This is a genomic window from Parafrankia sp. Ea1.12 (genome assembly GCF_900465275.1).
GTDB classification, from domain to species: domain Bacteria; phylum Actinomycetota; class Actinomycetes; order Frankiales; family Frankiaceae; genus Parafrankia; species Parafrankia soli.
This window is the reverse complement of sequence record NZ_UBIZ01000267.1, coordinates 35961-49012: the sequence shown is the minus strand read 5'-3', so window position 1 is coordinate 49012 and position 13052 is coordinate 35961. Positions and strand designations below refer to the sequence as shown.

Here is a 13052-nt window from a genome sequence, read left to right as displayed (position 1 = left end):
ACATCCACCGCCTCATCCAGGACGCCGAGCATGCCGGCGAGGGTCACGATCCAGCGGTCGCCCTCCTGGGCGACAGCGCCGCCGCCGCGCCGGCCCGGCAGCGTCGAGATGATGACGCCGAGGTCGCCGCCGAGGTCCGTGGGCCACCGGCGGTAGGTCCGGGAGGCGTAGGCGAGGTCGACGCCGACGGTCTCCTCCCGTGGGATGTCGAAGCCCAGGTCGGCGAGCCACTCCGAGGCGCGGGACCCGCGGCCGGTGGCGTCGACGACGAGGTCGGCCTCGACGGTGCGGGCCGGGGCGTCACCGGCGGGCGGCTCGACGCGCACCCCGACGACCCCGGCGGCTCGGGTGGAGCCCGATCCGCGGACGAGGCCGACCGCGCGGAGCCCGGGAAGCAGCCGGATCCGGTCGTGGCCGAGTGTCGCGGCCCGCAGAGCGGCCTCCAGCGCCGGCCGGCTGGCGAGCACCGAGGTGAGACCGGTCGGCACCGGGGTGACCCGGGCGCCGTCGAAGTACCAGCGGGTGCCGACGAGGGTCTCCGCCGTCGGCACCCCGTCTGCGGCGATCTTGGCGGTGAAGTCCGGGTACAGCTCGTCGAGGATCTGGCGGCCCCGTTCCATCAGGGCATGCAGGTGACGGCCCTGCGCCGCCCCGCCGCGGTGGCCGGCGGCAGCGGTGGGCGTGACGTCGTCGCGGTCGATGACCGTCACCTGGCCGACGTGCTCGGCCAGCACCCGGGCCGCCAACAGGCCCGCGACGCTGGCGCCGAGCACGACGGCGTGCCCTCGCCGGCCCGCTCCCCCGCCGACCGTGGCGCTCCCGGCCCGGGGCACGTTCCCGGCCTCGGGCACGTTCCCGCCGCCGGGCACGCTCGCCCTTCGGGGCGCTCCCCCGCCGCTGGGCGCGGTCACGCCGAGGCCGCGGCCGGCGGCACCGCCGCGGGGGTGGTGAGCGGGAGTGGGGCGGCCGTGCGGCAGGCCGCCACGAAGCGGGTCAGCTCGTCGACCCGGTCGGAGGGGGCGTCGACGGCGCGGTTCACGATCCGGATCAGGTGCTCGTAGGCGTCGGTGTGGTCGTAGCGGGCCGCGTCCGCGATCCGCAGCGCCCAGCGCCAGTAGCCGCGCATCGTGTCCGCGAGCGGCATCCGGAAGTGGGCGATCACGTCCCGGATCGGCTCGACGACCGCGTCGCCGTACACCCGCAGGTACCGCTCCAGGATGTCGGCCATGAACGCGAAGTGGCGGGCCTCGTCCCGGCTGAGCCGGTTGAGCAGCTCGGCGAGCACCGGGTCGCCGACGACGGAACGCAGCTGCTGGTAGTAGATCTGGGTGGCCTTCTCCTGGACGAGCGCGTAGGCGAACAGCGCCACCGACTCGTCGTGCGGGAGCTCGAAGGGCTTGCGGCCCTCGGCGGCGAGCTCGCGGCGCAGGTCGTCGGGACGGGCGATACCCGAGTCGGTCTGGTAGCGGAACAGGGCGCGGGCATGACTGTCCTCCTCGACCGCCCAGCGGACGGTGAAGTGGTACAGCTCGCGGTGATGGGCGAAGTCCTGCTCGCTCACCTCGTCGGTCAGCGGGAACCGCCGGGTGTAGACGGCGAAGTAGCCCGGCAGGTGATCCTCGATCAGGGTGATGAAGCGGACGGCGGACCGCTGGCCGTCGGTGAGCCGGTTGGCGTCGGCCGCGGTCCAGTCGACGGCGGTCTCGACGTCCCAGCGGCGCTCGGCGGCGCCGGCGCGGTGGAAGTCGGTGACGGCTTCGGCCATGTCGCCGGGGGCCAGGAAGGGCCCGTCGACCGGGCCGCGCAGCACGGGGGCCCGGGTCGTCGTGGTGGTCATCGGTTCGTCTCCCGGGCTCGTCAGCGCGACTTCTGGCAGACCAGCGCGTAGTGCTTCGTGGTGAAGCCCCAGCCGGCGTTGGCGACCTGGAGGTAGCGGGTGAGGGTCGCCGCCAGGCCGGGGCTGATCGCGTCGAGCCGGTCGGCCCGGTCGGCGACGTTGACCAGCCAGTCCTCGATGGTGCGGCGGTAGTCCTCGGTGAGGTCGTCGACGGAGATCACCGAGAATCCGGCGTCCTCGGCGGCGCGGACCAGCTCGGACAGCGGGCGCATGTCCCCCCAGCCGAAGATCGAGTCGCGGACGAACTCGGTGCCGCCGCGACGGTCGAACTCCTCGTGCGCGGCCGCGTTGCGGAAACAGGACTCGGAGACGTACAGCCGTCCGTTGCGGCGCAGCACCGCCCGCGCCCGGCGGAACACCAGGTCGAGGTCGGGCATGTGGACGATGGACCCGAGCAGCGACACCGCGTCGAACGACGCCGGCTCGACGTCGAGGGTCTCGAAGTGGCCCTGGCGGGTCTCGACCAGGTCGGCGACGCCCAGCTCGGCGGCGCGGGCGGCGATGTAGGCGTGCTGGCGCCCGGCCGGGCTCACCCCGACGGCGCGGCAGCCGAGCTCGGCGGCCATGTGCAGCACGACCGAGCCCCAGCCGCAGCCCACGTCGAGGATCCGCTCGCCGCCGCGCAGCCCGAGCCGGTCGGCGACGAAGCGCAGCTTGGCGAGCTGGGCGGAGTCCAGCGTCAGGCCCTCCGAGCGGTAGAGACCGCTGGAGTACTTGCGGCGGGAGTCCAGGAACAGGCCGAAGATCTCCGGGTCGAGGTCGTAGTGCTGGTTCGTGTCCGCGACCCCGGCCGGGGCGGCGGACGCCGTCCCGGCCGGGGGCGCTGTACCGGCCGGGGGCGCGGCGGCGACGGTCATGCCGCCGCGCCCGCGGCCAGCGCCCGCTCGACGACGTCGGTCACCTCACGGACGGTGGTCACCGTGAAGACGTCCTCGTCGTCGAGCTCGATGTCGTAGGCGCGCTCGATGCGCGCGATCATGCGCAGCACCTTCACCGAGTCGGCGCCGGCGACGGTGCGCAGGTCGAGATCGGGGTCGATGGCGTCCGCGGTGGTCGCCAGCTCGGTGGCGACGATCTGGGTGACGGTGACGAGCACCGGCTCGGCGGTCGTGGACATCAGGACTCCTCGGATGTGGTCGCGGGAGCGGAAACAGGCACGGGCACAGACACAGACGCAGGGACTGGATCTGGGGCGGGCACCGAAGCGGGGCCGGGTGCGCCGGCGGCGGCGGCGGTCGCCGAGGCGAGCGCGGGGGCCGACGCGGTCAGGACGTCCGCCAGGCGGCCGGCGTCGCCGTCGCTGAGCGTGATGCGGTCGCGGGCCGCCTCGAGGGCGACCGGGCGGTACGTGGCGCGGGCGGTGGCGACGACCCCGCCGGTCGCGTCGAGGATGTCGGCCTCGGCGTTGATCAGGCCGGTGTCCCCGGTGTTGACGATCCGCGCCCGGCACTCGTGCGGGGCGCCGACCGGGATCGGCGCCAGGTAGCGCAGCCGCATCGCGGTGGTGAACGCCGGCTTCCCGGTGCGCAGCACGATGAGGTTGCCCATCGTCTCGTCGCAGATCACCCCGGCCAGGCCGCCGTGCACGACGCCCGGGTAGGACTCGTGCGCGGAGCCGAGCTGGAAGACGGTGGCGAGCCCGTCCGGGAGGGCCTTGAACCGCAGCTGCAGGCCCTTGGCGTTGTGCGGGGAGCAACCGAAGCACTGGTAGTCGTCCAGGACGGCCCAGGGGGTCGCGACGAGCTCCTGCGCGTCGGCGAGCGTCCCGGACGGGTCGTCCTTTGCCGGGGCGGTCATCCGAGCGCCTCGGCGAGGTTGCGGCGGACCCGGGCGTTGGTGGTCAGGTCCAGGCCGGTCAGCGAGCCGAAGGCCCGCCGGATCTTGTCCTGCAGGTGGGCCAGCTCGCCCTCGGTCGCCACCTGGGTGAGGAAGTAGGTGAACCCCGTGTCGATGGTGTCGTGGTCGCGCAGGGCCTCCAGCTCGCCCTTGAAGACACCCACCGGGTGCTTGATGCGCTGCTCGGCGGTGTAGACGAACAGGGTCTCCAGCACGGACGCCAGCTCGTCCGGGTGCTCGGCGAGCCGGCACCGGGTGTAGTGGATGAACTCGCGGGCATGCGCGGCCTCGTCCAGGCTCGCCTTCGTCATGATGGCGGCCAGCACCGGCTCCTCCACCCAGGCGGCGACCGCGCGGTAGACGTGGTTGACCGTCAGTTCGGAGATGACGTTGGTCGCCAGGGTCGCCGCCGGGGTGGTACCCGGCGCGTAGGGCTCCCGCATCGCCGCGACCGCGCCCGGCTCCACCTGGGCGTCGATCTGGTCCAGCCAGGCCCGGAACGCGAAGTGGTGCTGAAGCTCCTGCCCGCCCCACAGCGCGATGAACGCGGAGAAGTCGTAGTCGTCGACGAACTCGTCGAAGAAGCCGTGCTGGGCGGCGATCGAGTTCGCCTCGCCCATCACCGCGCCGCGCGCGATCCGGACGTACTCGGGGCGAACGAGCTCCGGCCGCACCTCGTCGAAGGGGATGTCGGCGAGCCGCCACACGTGGCGCTCGTATCGGCGGAAGACGTCGTAGCTGTGCATGGGCCTCCACCTGCCTGGGAAACGGGCCTGGAACTCATGTCGGTACGCATGCCTCGCGCGCGGCGAGGCGCTGGAACTTCCCGCTGGACGTCCGCGGCAGGGCGTCGGGCCCGACGAGGGCGACGGCGATCTCGGCCAGCCCCAGCGCGGCGGTCACCGCCACCCGGATCGCGGCGGCCAACGCCGCGCGCTCGGTGTCGTCGACCAGCCGGGTCTCGGCGAGGATTGCCATCGTCTCGGCGCCCTCGGGTGAACGGTCCGCGTAGGCGACGCAGCGGCGGCGGTGGACGCCGGGGACGTCCCGGGCGGCCTCCTCGGCGTCGTGGGGGTAGTAGTTCACCCCGCGGACGATCACCATCTCCTTGTCCCGGCCGGTGACGAAGAGCTCGCCGTCGCGCAGCAGGCCGAGGTCGCCGGTGCGCAGCCAGCCGTCCGCGGTGAACGCGCCGGCCGACTGCGCGCCGGTGTCGGTCAGGTAGCCGCCCGTCACCGCGTCGCCGCTGATCTGGATCTCGCCGACCTGGTCGTCACCGAGCACGCCGGTGCCGTCGCGGCCGCCGATCCGCACCCGCATGGCGCGCACCGGTCGGCCCACCCCGGCCAGCCCGCGGGCGGACGGCGAGCCGGCGGGCACGTCACGCGCGACGCCGTCGCGGGCGAGCAGGTCGCGGTCGACCCAGCGGTGCACGGGGGCGCGGCCCGGCGGCGGGAAGGTCACCGCCAGCGTGGCCTCGGCCATCCCGTAGACGGGCATCATCGCCGCCGGCGCGAAGCCGGCCGGGGTGAAGGTGGTGAGGAAGCGCTCGACCGAGGCGGGCTCGACCGGCTCGGCGCCGTTGAAGGCGACCCGCCAGCCGCTCAGGTCCAGGCCGGCCTCCCGCGGCGCGGGGACGGCCTCCGCCAGGTGGTCGTAGGCGAAGTTCGGCATGGGGGCGATGCTGCCGCCGCGGCCGAGGAAGTCGGTCAGCCAGCCGGCCGGGTCCTTCACGAAGGCGGCCGGTGACCAGACGGTCATCGGCATGCCGGTGAAGATGCCGGCGAGCGTGCCGAACAGCCCCATGTCGTGGAAGAGCGGCAGCCAGATGCCGCCGTGGTCGGCCTCGGTCAGCGCGACGCCGTCGATGATCGCGGTCAGCCCGGCCAGGATGTTGCGGTGCGTCAGCACGACGCCCTTCGGGGCGGCGGTGCTACCGGAGGTGAACTGGACCAGGGCGGCCTCGTCGGGTGACACCTCCACCGCCGGGCCGGCCGGGGCCGCACCGCCAGCGGCGGCTGGCGCGGTGCCGGTGGCCGGGACAGTGCCGGCGGCGGCCGGTGTGGTGAGGTCGGCGACCCGGACGAGGCGGACGCCGTCGAAGGCCCCGGCGAAGCGGTCGGCCATCCGGGCCGTCCGGCCGCCGACCAGCACGAGCCGGATGCCGGCGACCGCGACCGCGCGCGCCAGCCGCGCGGCGTAGCCGGGCAGGTCACGGGTGGAGGCGGGCAGCGGCAGGGGGCACGCGGCGGCTCCCGCCCGGCTCACTCCGGCCAGGGCCACCAGAAAGTCGGGCGCGTTGTCGCTGAGCACTCCGACCCGGTCACGGGCGACGACCCCGGCCCCAGCGGCGCCGCCGGTGCCGGCACCGGTCAGGGCTGCCGCCAGGACGTCCGCGCGGGCGACGAGCTCGCCCAGTGTCAGCGACGCTCCGGCGGAGGGGAAGTCGAGGGGCAACCCCGGATGGCGGGCCGCCACCGTGGCCAGGCCGGCGTGCAGGGTGCCCGCCGCGAGCGCGGCGGCGGCCGTCGAGCCGGCGGCCACGGAATCGGCAGGTACGGAATCGGCAGGTACGAGATTGACGGGTGAGGAAACAGCAGGTGAGGAAACGGGGACGGCGCGGGGCGCCGGGATCGCCACCTCGGCCGGAGCGTCGTGCATCGTGGGCCCTCCATCTGCATCCGGCCGCTTTCCGGCTCGTGCCGGCGCGCGGCCCGCGCGCCGCAACCGGTCTCGCCCGACGCGTTCGCGCCACCGTTCACCGGCGGCGGTTCGTCCACGCATTTCCGCGAGAATGCTTGCGCCGTCGCCCGGTGCCGTCAAACACGGATACCGGTCCGCTATGGATCCATCGGCGGCGTTAATCGTCTCGCCGGGAAACAGAAGGAAAGCGGACGATACATCGAGGCGCTATCGCGGTAACAACCGTGCGGCAATTGGAGATGCGATGACCACGTCCACCGTCGTCCCGGCGGCCGGCACCGGATCATCCGGGCCGGCCGGCGAGGAGTCGACCGCGCTGCTGGCCGAGCTGTTCGACCCGGCGACGAGACCCGACCCCTACCCCGTCTACAGCCGGCTGCGCGAGGCGGGTGCGCTGCACGCGACGCCGTTCGGGCTGCCCGTCGCGACCCGGCACGCCGACTGCGTGGCCGTCCTGGCGAACCAGGACTGGGGGCACGACCTGGAAGCCCACCAGATGCACCCGACGCTGCCGGCGGAGTCGTTCCCCACCACGTTCCTGTGGATGGAGCCGCCGGACCACACCCGGCTGCGCGGCCTGGTCAGCAAGGGCTTCACCCCGCGCAGCGTGCAGATGCTGCGGCCGCGGATCACCGCGCTGGTCGACGAGCTCCTCGACAACGCGCTCGCCGCCGGCGAGTTCGACCTCGTCGAGACGATCGCCTACCCACTGCCGCTGACCGTCATCTGCGAGATCCTCGGCGTCCCCGCCGCCGACCACCCGGCCGTCCAGGTCTGGTCGCAGGCGCTGGCCCGGGCGTTCGACCCCGACGCGCTCATGTCGCCCGAGGCACTCGCGGAGCGCAACCGGGCCATCCCCGAGTTCCTGGAGTACTTCGGCGCGCTGGTCGAGCGGCACCGGCGCGAGCCCGGCGACAACCTGATCTCCGCCCTCGCCCAGGTCGAGGAGGCCGGTGACCGGCTCACCGCCGACGAGCTGCTCGGCACCTGCGTCACGCTGATCATCGCCGGCCACGAGACGACGGTGAACCTGGTCGGCAACGGGATGCTCGCGCTGCTGCGCAACCCCGACCAGCTCGCCCTGCTGCGCGCCGAGCCCGAGCTGATCGGACCCGCCGTCGAGGAGCTGCTGCGCTACGACTCGCCGATCCACCTCAACACCCGCGCGGCGAAGCGGGAGCTCGAGGTGGCCGGCCGGGTGTTCGCGCCCGGCGAGGGCGTCGTCGCCCTGATCGCCTGCGCGAACCGGGACCCGCGGGCCTACCCCGACCCGGACCGTCTCGACGTGCGGCGGTTCACCTCCTCGGCCGGCGGCCCCCCGGCCCGGCACCTGTCGTTCAGCCTCGGCCACCACTACTGCCTCGGCGCGCCGCTGGCGCTGCTCGAGATGGAGCTGCTGCTCGCCGGGTTCATCCGTCGGGTCAGCGAGGCCGAGATCACCGACAACAACCCGCCCTACAAGCCGAACCTGCTGATCAGGGGCCTGGCCGAGCTGCCCGTGCGGTTCCGCGGCTGACCGTCCCGCCGCACGACCCGGCATGATGCACGACGACATGCCACGTTCCCGTTCCGCCGTCCACACGTGCGCGTTACCGGCGGTTAGCGCCCACCGGTAACGTGAGCGGCGCCCAGCGGGAGGATGGCGATGGAACTGAGATATCTCGCGTCGTTCCTCGCCATCGCCGAGGAGCTTCACTTCGGCCGCGCGGCGGCCCGCCTGCACCTGGCCCAGCCCTCACTCAGCCAGCAGCTCCAGCGGCTGGAACGCGACATCGGCGTCGAGCTGGTCTCACGCAGCTCGCACGAGGTCAAGCTGACCGCCGCCGGCCGCGCCTTCGAGACGGAGGCCCGCCGGCTGCTCGACGCCACCCGGCGGGCCGTCACCGTCGCCCGCGAGGCCGCCTCGGGGCGGACGGGGATGATCAGCATCGGCTTCAACTACCCGGCCGGCCAGCGGGTGCTCCAGCCGACGCTGCTGCGCCTGGCGGCCGAGTACCCGGGTGTGTCGACGACGCTGTGGGAGGCCCGCAGCGGGCCGCAGCTGTCCGCGCTGGCCGAGGGCCGGCTCGACGTCGCGCTGGTCTTCGCCGGGCCGCCCTCGGCCCAGCTGCGCTCCCAGCGGGTGCTCACCGTGCCGCTGGTCGCGGTGGTCAGCCGGCGCCATCCCTGGGCAGCCCGGTCCGAGGTTCCCTTCCGGGAGCTGGCCGACCAGCCGTGTGTCCTGTTCCGGCGGGAGCAGAGCCCGGCGATGCACGACGCGATCCTCGCCGCCGCCGACCGCTGCGGCATCGCGCTGACCGTCTCCGACGAGGTGGACGACTCCGGCGCGACCGGGATCGTGGTCACCACCAAACCGGTGGTCGGGTTCGCCTCGGCGGCGCGCGGCGCGCATCCGCCCGGTCACGGGCTCGCCGCGGTGCGCCTGGTCGACCCGACCCCGACGGTCGGGATGTACGCCGTGTGGCGCCCGGACCCACAGCCCGTGGTCGGTGCCTTCCTGGACTGCCTCGAGGCCGCCGGCCCGTTCACCGAGCCCGGCCCGTCCGCGGCTCCGGGTGCGGGTGCGGCTCCGGCCCCCGTTCCGGGGCCGGGGCCAGCCAAGGAGAGCTGACCCCGGATCCCCCGGCCCCGCCGGGCGGTGCGGTGGCGATAGGCATCCCGAATGGTTCGTTCGTCATTCATGCGTTGCCGAGAACCGGCCTGGCGCGCAACATCGCTCGAGCGGTCAGATTCACCTGGTCGCCCCGCCGATCCGCCGCGCCGTACGAGGAGGTCATGGGGCCGTCCGGTGGCCGTGCCGGCAGTGGCACGCGCCCATCCGGCGGCGGAGCGTGACCCGGCGGCGGCACACCGACGGTGCCGGCCGCGCGGCCGGTCCGAACAGAATGGACGTGACCCCATGGAGTTGACTGTCCTCGGGTGCCGGTCGGGGATGCCCGCCTCCGGCCAGTGCAGCTCCAGCTACCTGGTGGAGACCGAGGCGGCCCGCCTGCTGCTGGACTGCGGCCCCGGCGCCGCGACCGCGCTCAGCGCGATCATGCATCCGCGCGGGCTGGACGCCGTGGTCATCAGCCACCTGCACCTGGACCACTGCTACGACCTGCTGCCCGTCGGTAAGACGCTGCTGGCCGGGCACGGCCGGTTCGCCGAGCTGTTCCCCACGCTGCCCGAACTGGCCAGCCAGGTACAGCGGCCCCCGGTGCCGCTGTACGTGCCGCGGGGCGGCCGGGAGCGGCTGCGCGCGCTCGCCGCGCTGTTCCCCGTCACCACCATCCCGCTGCTCGACCGTGCCTTCGAGGTGGCCTTCGACGTCCGCGAGTACGAGCCGGGCGACACCTTCGTCGTCGGCGACGCGACGGTCGGGGTACACGAGCTGCGCCACGCCGTGCCCAACTGCGGCACGCGGGTGGACTCCGCGTCCGGCAGCATCGCCTACACCGGCGACACCGGGGTGACCGAGGATCTCGTGCCGTTCGCCCGGGACGTCGACCTGCTGCTCGCCGAGGCGACGCTGGAGCTGACCGACACGACCGACCACGGCCATCTCAGCGCCACCGACGCGGCGCGGACCGCCACCGAGGCCGACGCGCGCCAGCTCGTCCTGACACATTTCGTGACCGCCGAGCCGACCTGGCTGCGGGCGCGCCAGGAGGACGCCGAGCGGGTCTTCGACGGCCCGGTGCACATCGCCACACCCGCGAGCCGCTTCACCGCCCGGGTCACCGAGGCGGCCCCGCATGCCTGACGGACCGTCCGGTCCGTCAGGCACCGTGGATCCGGCAGGGGCGGTGGAGGAGCCGGTGCGGGCTGTCTGGTGCGACTACGGCGGCGTGCTCAGCTCCTCCATCGCCGGCTCACTCGCCCAGGTGGCGGCCGCGGCGGGAGTCCCGACGTCCGAGCTCATGGCCGCGATCCGGCGGGTCGCGGCGTCCTTCGGGGCGACGATGATCGAACCGCTGGAACTCGGGGTGCTCTCCCAGCACGAGTGGGGCCTGCGGGTCACCGCGGAGCTGGCGCCGGCCTGGACGCCGCGGATCGACCTGACCCGCTTCGGCGACCACTGGTACGCGGGCCGGACGGTCAACACGGCCCTGTTCGAGCTGCTCGACCGGGTGCGGGCGAGCGGCGTGCGGGTCGGCATGCTCACCAACAGTGTGCGGGAGTGGGAACCGCACCGGCGAGCGCTGGCGCCGGACGTCGACCCGTTCGAGGTCACCGTCAACTCCTTCGAGGTGGGCCTGCGCAAGCCGGATCCGGCGATCTTCGAGCTCGCCGAGTCGCGGTTCGGGACGCCGCCGCGGGCCTGCCTGCTCATCGACGACCTGGCGGTCAACTGCGCCGCGGCCCGGGCCCGGGGCTGGCGGGCGATCGAGCACGCCGAGCTCGAGGACACTCTGGCACAGCTGCGCGCCGCCATTCCCACCGTGGCCGCGGACGCGGTGACGGACTAACGCTCACACGCGTTTTACCGTTACCCCGCACCAACGATAAATAATTGCGATCGATCGATCCTTCCCGCCCATAGCCCGGCGATAGGAGACGTTTACGGATCGTTAGCGAGAAGCACATTGCCAGCCAACCGACGATGCATCGAGACTGGGCTCGGTAAATCCACCGAGAAATATCCGAACCCTCGTCACGAGTAGGTGGTCGGTGTGCAGCAGTACACCCTGGGAGCGGGCCGGGTCCTTCCTGACGACCGCGGTCTTTATTCCCTCGTCGACGACCGCGTCCGTACCGATCCGGACCGGGTGATCCTCAGCCGGCCCACCGGGACGGACTGGCATGACATCACCTTCCGCGCGCTCGACGCCCACGTGCGCCGGGTCGCCGCGGTGCTCCTCGGCCACGGGGTGGGCGTGGGCGACCGCGTCGGCATCGTCGGCCGCACCAGCTACGAGTGGGTGGTCGCCGACCTCGCGGTCCTCGCCCTCGGCGCGATCACCGTGCCGATCTTCCCGACCGCCTCGCCGGCGCAGATCACCCACATCGTGACCGACTCCGGCATGGCGTGGTGCTTCGTCGAGACCCCGGAGCACCACAGCGCGGTCGCCACGGCCGGTGCCGGGACGCTGCGCGCGCTGCCCTGGCCGCTGGCCGACCTGAACGGCTGGCAGGCCCCCGCCGACGACGCGGGCCACGCGGCCGGCGGCGGTGACCTGGCCGCGGCGGACGAGTTCGCCGGGCGCCGGGACGCCGTCCGGGCGGACTCGCTCGCGACGATCGTCTACACCAGCGGGACGACCGGCATGCCCAAGGGCTGCATTCTCACCCACGGCAACCTGTTCGCCTCCAGCGCCAACACCGTCGAGCACACCGGCGAGCTGTTCCGGGTGTGGCGGCCCGCCGCGGGCACCGGAGCGGCGCAGGGGCCGGAGGGATCAGAGGCGGCGGTCGAGCAGGCGTCGACCCTGCTCTGCCTGCCGCTGGCGCACGTCTTCGGCCGGACGATCCTCGTCGCCTGCCTCTACGCCGGCACGCGGACCGGCCTGCTGGCGGCGGTCCCGGACATCCTGCCCGCGATGGCGACCTTCCGGCCGACCGTGCTGGCGCTCGTCCCCTACGCGCTGGAGAAGATCCGCAAGGGGCTGCGCGGCGTCGTCGACACCGACACCGAGCTCGCGGCGGTGGCCGCCGGCCTGGCCGGCGACCCGGCCAGCAGCCCAGCGGACGGCCCGGCCGCCGAGCGGCAGCCCGCCCCGGCGGCGCTGGCCCGGATCAACGGCGTGTTCGGCGGCCGGCTGACCCACGTGATCAGCGGCGGGGCGTCGCTGGACGCCACCACGGCGGCCTTCTACCGCGGCGTCGGCGTGCGGATCCTGAACTGCTACGGCCTCACCGAGGCCGCGACGGCGGTGACCGTCAACCAACCCGGTACCAACCGCATCGGCACGGTCGGCCAGCCGATCCCCGGCACCACCGTGGCGATCTCCCCGGACGGCGAGGTGCTGGTCGCCGGCCCCAACGTCTCCCCCGGCTACTGGCGGGCCGGCCAGGACCCGTGGATCGAGCCCGCCGGCACCCAGGCCGAGCCCGGCGCCGGCCCGTCCCGCTGGCTGCACACCGGCGACCTGGGCCACCTCGACGCCGACGGCTTCCTCCTCATCACCGGCCGCCGCAAGGAGATCCTGGTCACCAGCGGTGGCAAGAACGTCACGCCGACCCTGCTCGAGGACCGGATGCGGCTGCACCCGCTGGTCGCCGACAGCATGGTCGTCGGTGAGGCCCGCCCGTACGTCGCCGCCCTGGTGACGACCGACCAGGGTGCGCTCAGCGCCCTGGCCGCGGCGCACGGCATCGACCTCGCCGCCCCCGGCTGGTGGGAGCACCCCGCCCTGCTCGACCGGGTACAGGAGGCGGTCGACGACGCCAACAGCCTGGTCTCCCGGGCCGAGTCCATCCGCCGGTTCCGAATCCTCCCCGCCCAGCTCACCATCGACGCCGGTCACCTGACGCCCTCGATGAAGCTGCGCCGCGCACCGATCGAGGCGGCCTTCGCCACCGAGATCGAGCAGCTCTACTCCCCGGCCGCCGCCCCGGCCCCGGCCTGAGCCGGCGCCGGCGCCGGCTCAGGCCTGGAGACGCCGCCGCTCGCAGACACTTCCGCCCGCTGACA

General features: G+C 73.8%; 12 protein-coding genes. 5 read left to right on the top strand and 7 right to left on the bottom strand.

Annotated features, from left to right (window positions below; genetic code table 11):
• From FMEAI12_RS12470 to FMEAI12_RS12440, 7 genes are all read right to left on the bottom strand, one after another.
• Nucleotides 1–869, bottom strand: an 869-nt coding sequence (locus tag FMEAI12_RS12470) for an FAD-dependent oxidoreductase (RefSeq protein ID WP_368672068.1), incomplete at its 3' end; no start/stop codon positions are given.
• Nucleotides 870–907: 38 nt separating this feature from the next.
• Entirely contained in the window at nucleotides 908–1837 is a 930-nt protein-coding gene (locus FMEAI12_RS12465; RefSeq protein ID WP_112106150.1) for an acyl-ACP desaturase, read from the bottom strand.
• Nucleotides 1838–1857: 20 nt separating this feature from the next.
• On the bottom strand, nucleotides 1858–2754 hold the full coding sequence (locus FMEAI12_RS12460) for a cyclopropane-fatty-acyl-phospholipid synthase family protein (RefSeq protein ID WP_112106149.1): 897 nt from the start codon (nucleotides 2752–2754) through the stop codon (nucleotides 1858–1860).
• Nucleotides 2751–3014, bottom strand: coding sequence for an acyl carrier protein (locus tag FMEAI12_RS12455; protein WP_020461493.1), 264 nt, complete (start codon nucleotides 3012–3014; stop codon nucleotides 2751–2753). The genes FMEAI12_RS12460 and FMEAI12_RS12455 overlap by 4 nt, the downstream gene beginning before the upstream one ends.
• Complete coding sequence (locus tag FMEAI12_RS12450) at nucleotides 3014–3694, bottom strand: PaaI family thioesterase (protein WP_112106148.1); 681 nt, start codon at nucleotides 3692–3694, stop codon at nucleotides 3014–3016. Before FMEAI12_RS12450 ends, FMEAI12_RS12455 begins: the two co-directional genes overlap by 1 nt.
• A complete protein-coding gene (locus FMEAI12_RS12445; RefSeq protein WP_020461491.1) occupies nucleotides 3691–4479 on the bottom strand; it encodes a ferritin-like domain-containing protein in 789 nt (262 codons plus the stop codon). Before FMEAI12_RS12445 ends, FMEAI12_RS12450 begins: the two co-directional genes overlap by 4 nt.
• A 34-nt stretch (nucleotides 4480–4513) precedes the next feature.
• Entirely contained in the window at nucleotides 4514–6394 is a 1881-nt protein-coding gene (locus FMEAI12_RS12440) for an AMP-binding protein (RefSeq protein ID WP_112106147.1), read from the bottom strand.
• A gap of 286 nt (nucleotides 6395–6680) precedes the next feature.
• Between FMEAI12_RS12440 and FMEAI12_RS12435 the strand changes: the two genes are divergently transcribed.
• The 5 genes from FMEAI12_RS12435 to FMEAI12_RS12415 all read left to right on the top strand — a co-directional run bounded on the left by FMEAI12_RS12435 (nucleotide 6681) and on the right by FMEAI12_RS12415 (nucleotide 12987).
• A complete protein-coding gene (locus FMEAI12_RS12435) occupies nucleotides 6681–7952 on the top strand; it encodes a cytochrome P450 (protein ID WP_071063201.1) in 1272 nt (423 codons plus the stop codon).
• Between the two features lie 129 nt (nucleotides 7953–8081).
• Nucleotides 8082–9047 carry a LysR family transcriptional regulator gene (locus FMEAI12_RS12430; RefSeq protein WP_112106152.1) on the top strand — a complete coding sequence of 322 codons (966 nt, stop codon included), beginning with the start codon at nucleotides 8082–8084 and terminating at the stop codon, nucleotides 9045–9047.
• A 288-nt stretch (nucleotides 9048–9335) separates the two neighbouring features.
• A complete protein-coding gene (locus tag FMEAI12_RS12425) occupies nucleotides 9336–10181 on the top strand; it encodes an MBL fold metallo-hydrolase (protein WP_071063206.1) in 846 nt (281 codons plus the stop codon).
• Between the two features lie 55 nt (nucleotides 10182–10236).
• Nucleotides 10237–10887: an HAD family hydrolase gene (locus FMEAI12_RS12420; RefSeq protein WP_071063295.1), complete on the top strand. Its 651-nt coding sequence runs from the start codon at nucleotides 10237–10239 to the stop codon at nucleotides 10885–10887.
• A gap of 204 nt (nucleotides 10888–11091) precedes the next feature.
• Nucleotides 11092–12987: a long-chain fatty acid--CoA ligase gene (locus FMEAI12_RS12415; protein ID WP_165938859.1), complete on the top strand. Its 1896-nt coding sequence runs from the start codon at nucleotides 11092–11094 to the stop codon at nucleotides 12985–12987.
• Nucleotides 12988–13052 lie beyond the last annotated feature (65 nt).

What these genes read in the sequence shown, in the direction of transcription:
- FMEAI12_RS12440 (WP_112106147.1), bottom strand. Translation starts at nt 6,394, where the DNA reads ATGCACGACGCTCCGGCCGAGGTGGCGATCCCGGCGCCCCGCGCCGTC.
- FMEAI12_RS12425 (WP_071063206.1), top strand. Translation starts at nt 9,336, where the DNA reads ATGGAGTTGACTGTCCTCGGGTGCCGGTCGGGGATGCCCGCCTCCGGC.
- FMEAI12_RS12450 (WP_112106148.1), bottom strand. Translation starts at nt 3,694, where the DNA reads ATGACCGCCCCGGCAAAGGACGACCCGTCCGGGACGCTCGCCGACGCG.
- FMEAI12_RS12455 (WP_020461493.1), bottom strand. Translation starts at nt 3,014, where the DNA reads ATGTCCACGACCGCCGAGCCGGTGCTCGTCACCGTCACCCAGATCGTC.
- FMEAI12_RS12435 (WP_071063201.1), top strand. Translation starts at nt 6,681, where the DNA reads ATGACCACGTCCACCGTCGTCCCGGCGGCCGGCACCGGATCATCCGGG.
- FMEAI12_RS12445 (WP_020461491.1), bottom strand. Translation starts at nt 4,479, where the DNA reads ATGCACAGCTACGACGTCTTCCGCCGATACGAGCGCCACGTGTGGCGG.
- FMEAI12_RS12460 (WP_112106149.1), bottom strand. Translation starts at nt 2,754, where the DNA reads ATGACCGTCGCCGCCGCGCCCCCGGCCGGTACAGCGCCCCCGGCCGGG.
- FMEAI12_RS12430 (WP_112106152.1), top strand. Translation starts at nt 8,082, where the DNA reads ATGGAACTGAGATATCTCGCGTCGTTCCTCGCCATCGCCGAGGAGCTT.
- FMEAI12_RS12465 (WP_112106150.1), bottom strand. Translation starts at nt 1,837, where the DNA reads ATGACCACCACGACGACCCGGGCCCCCGTGCTGCGCGGCCCGGTCGAC.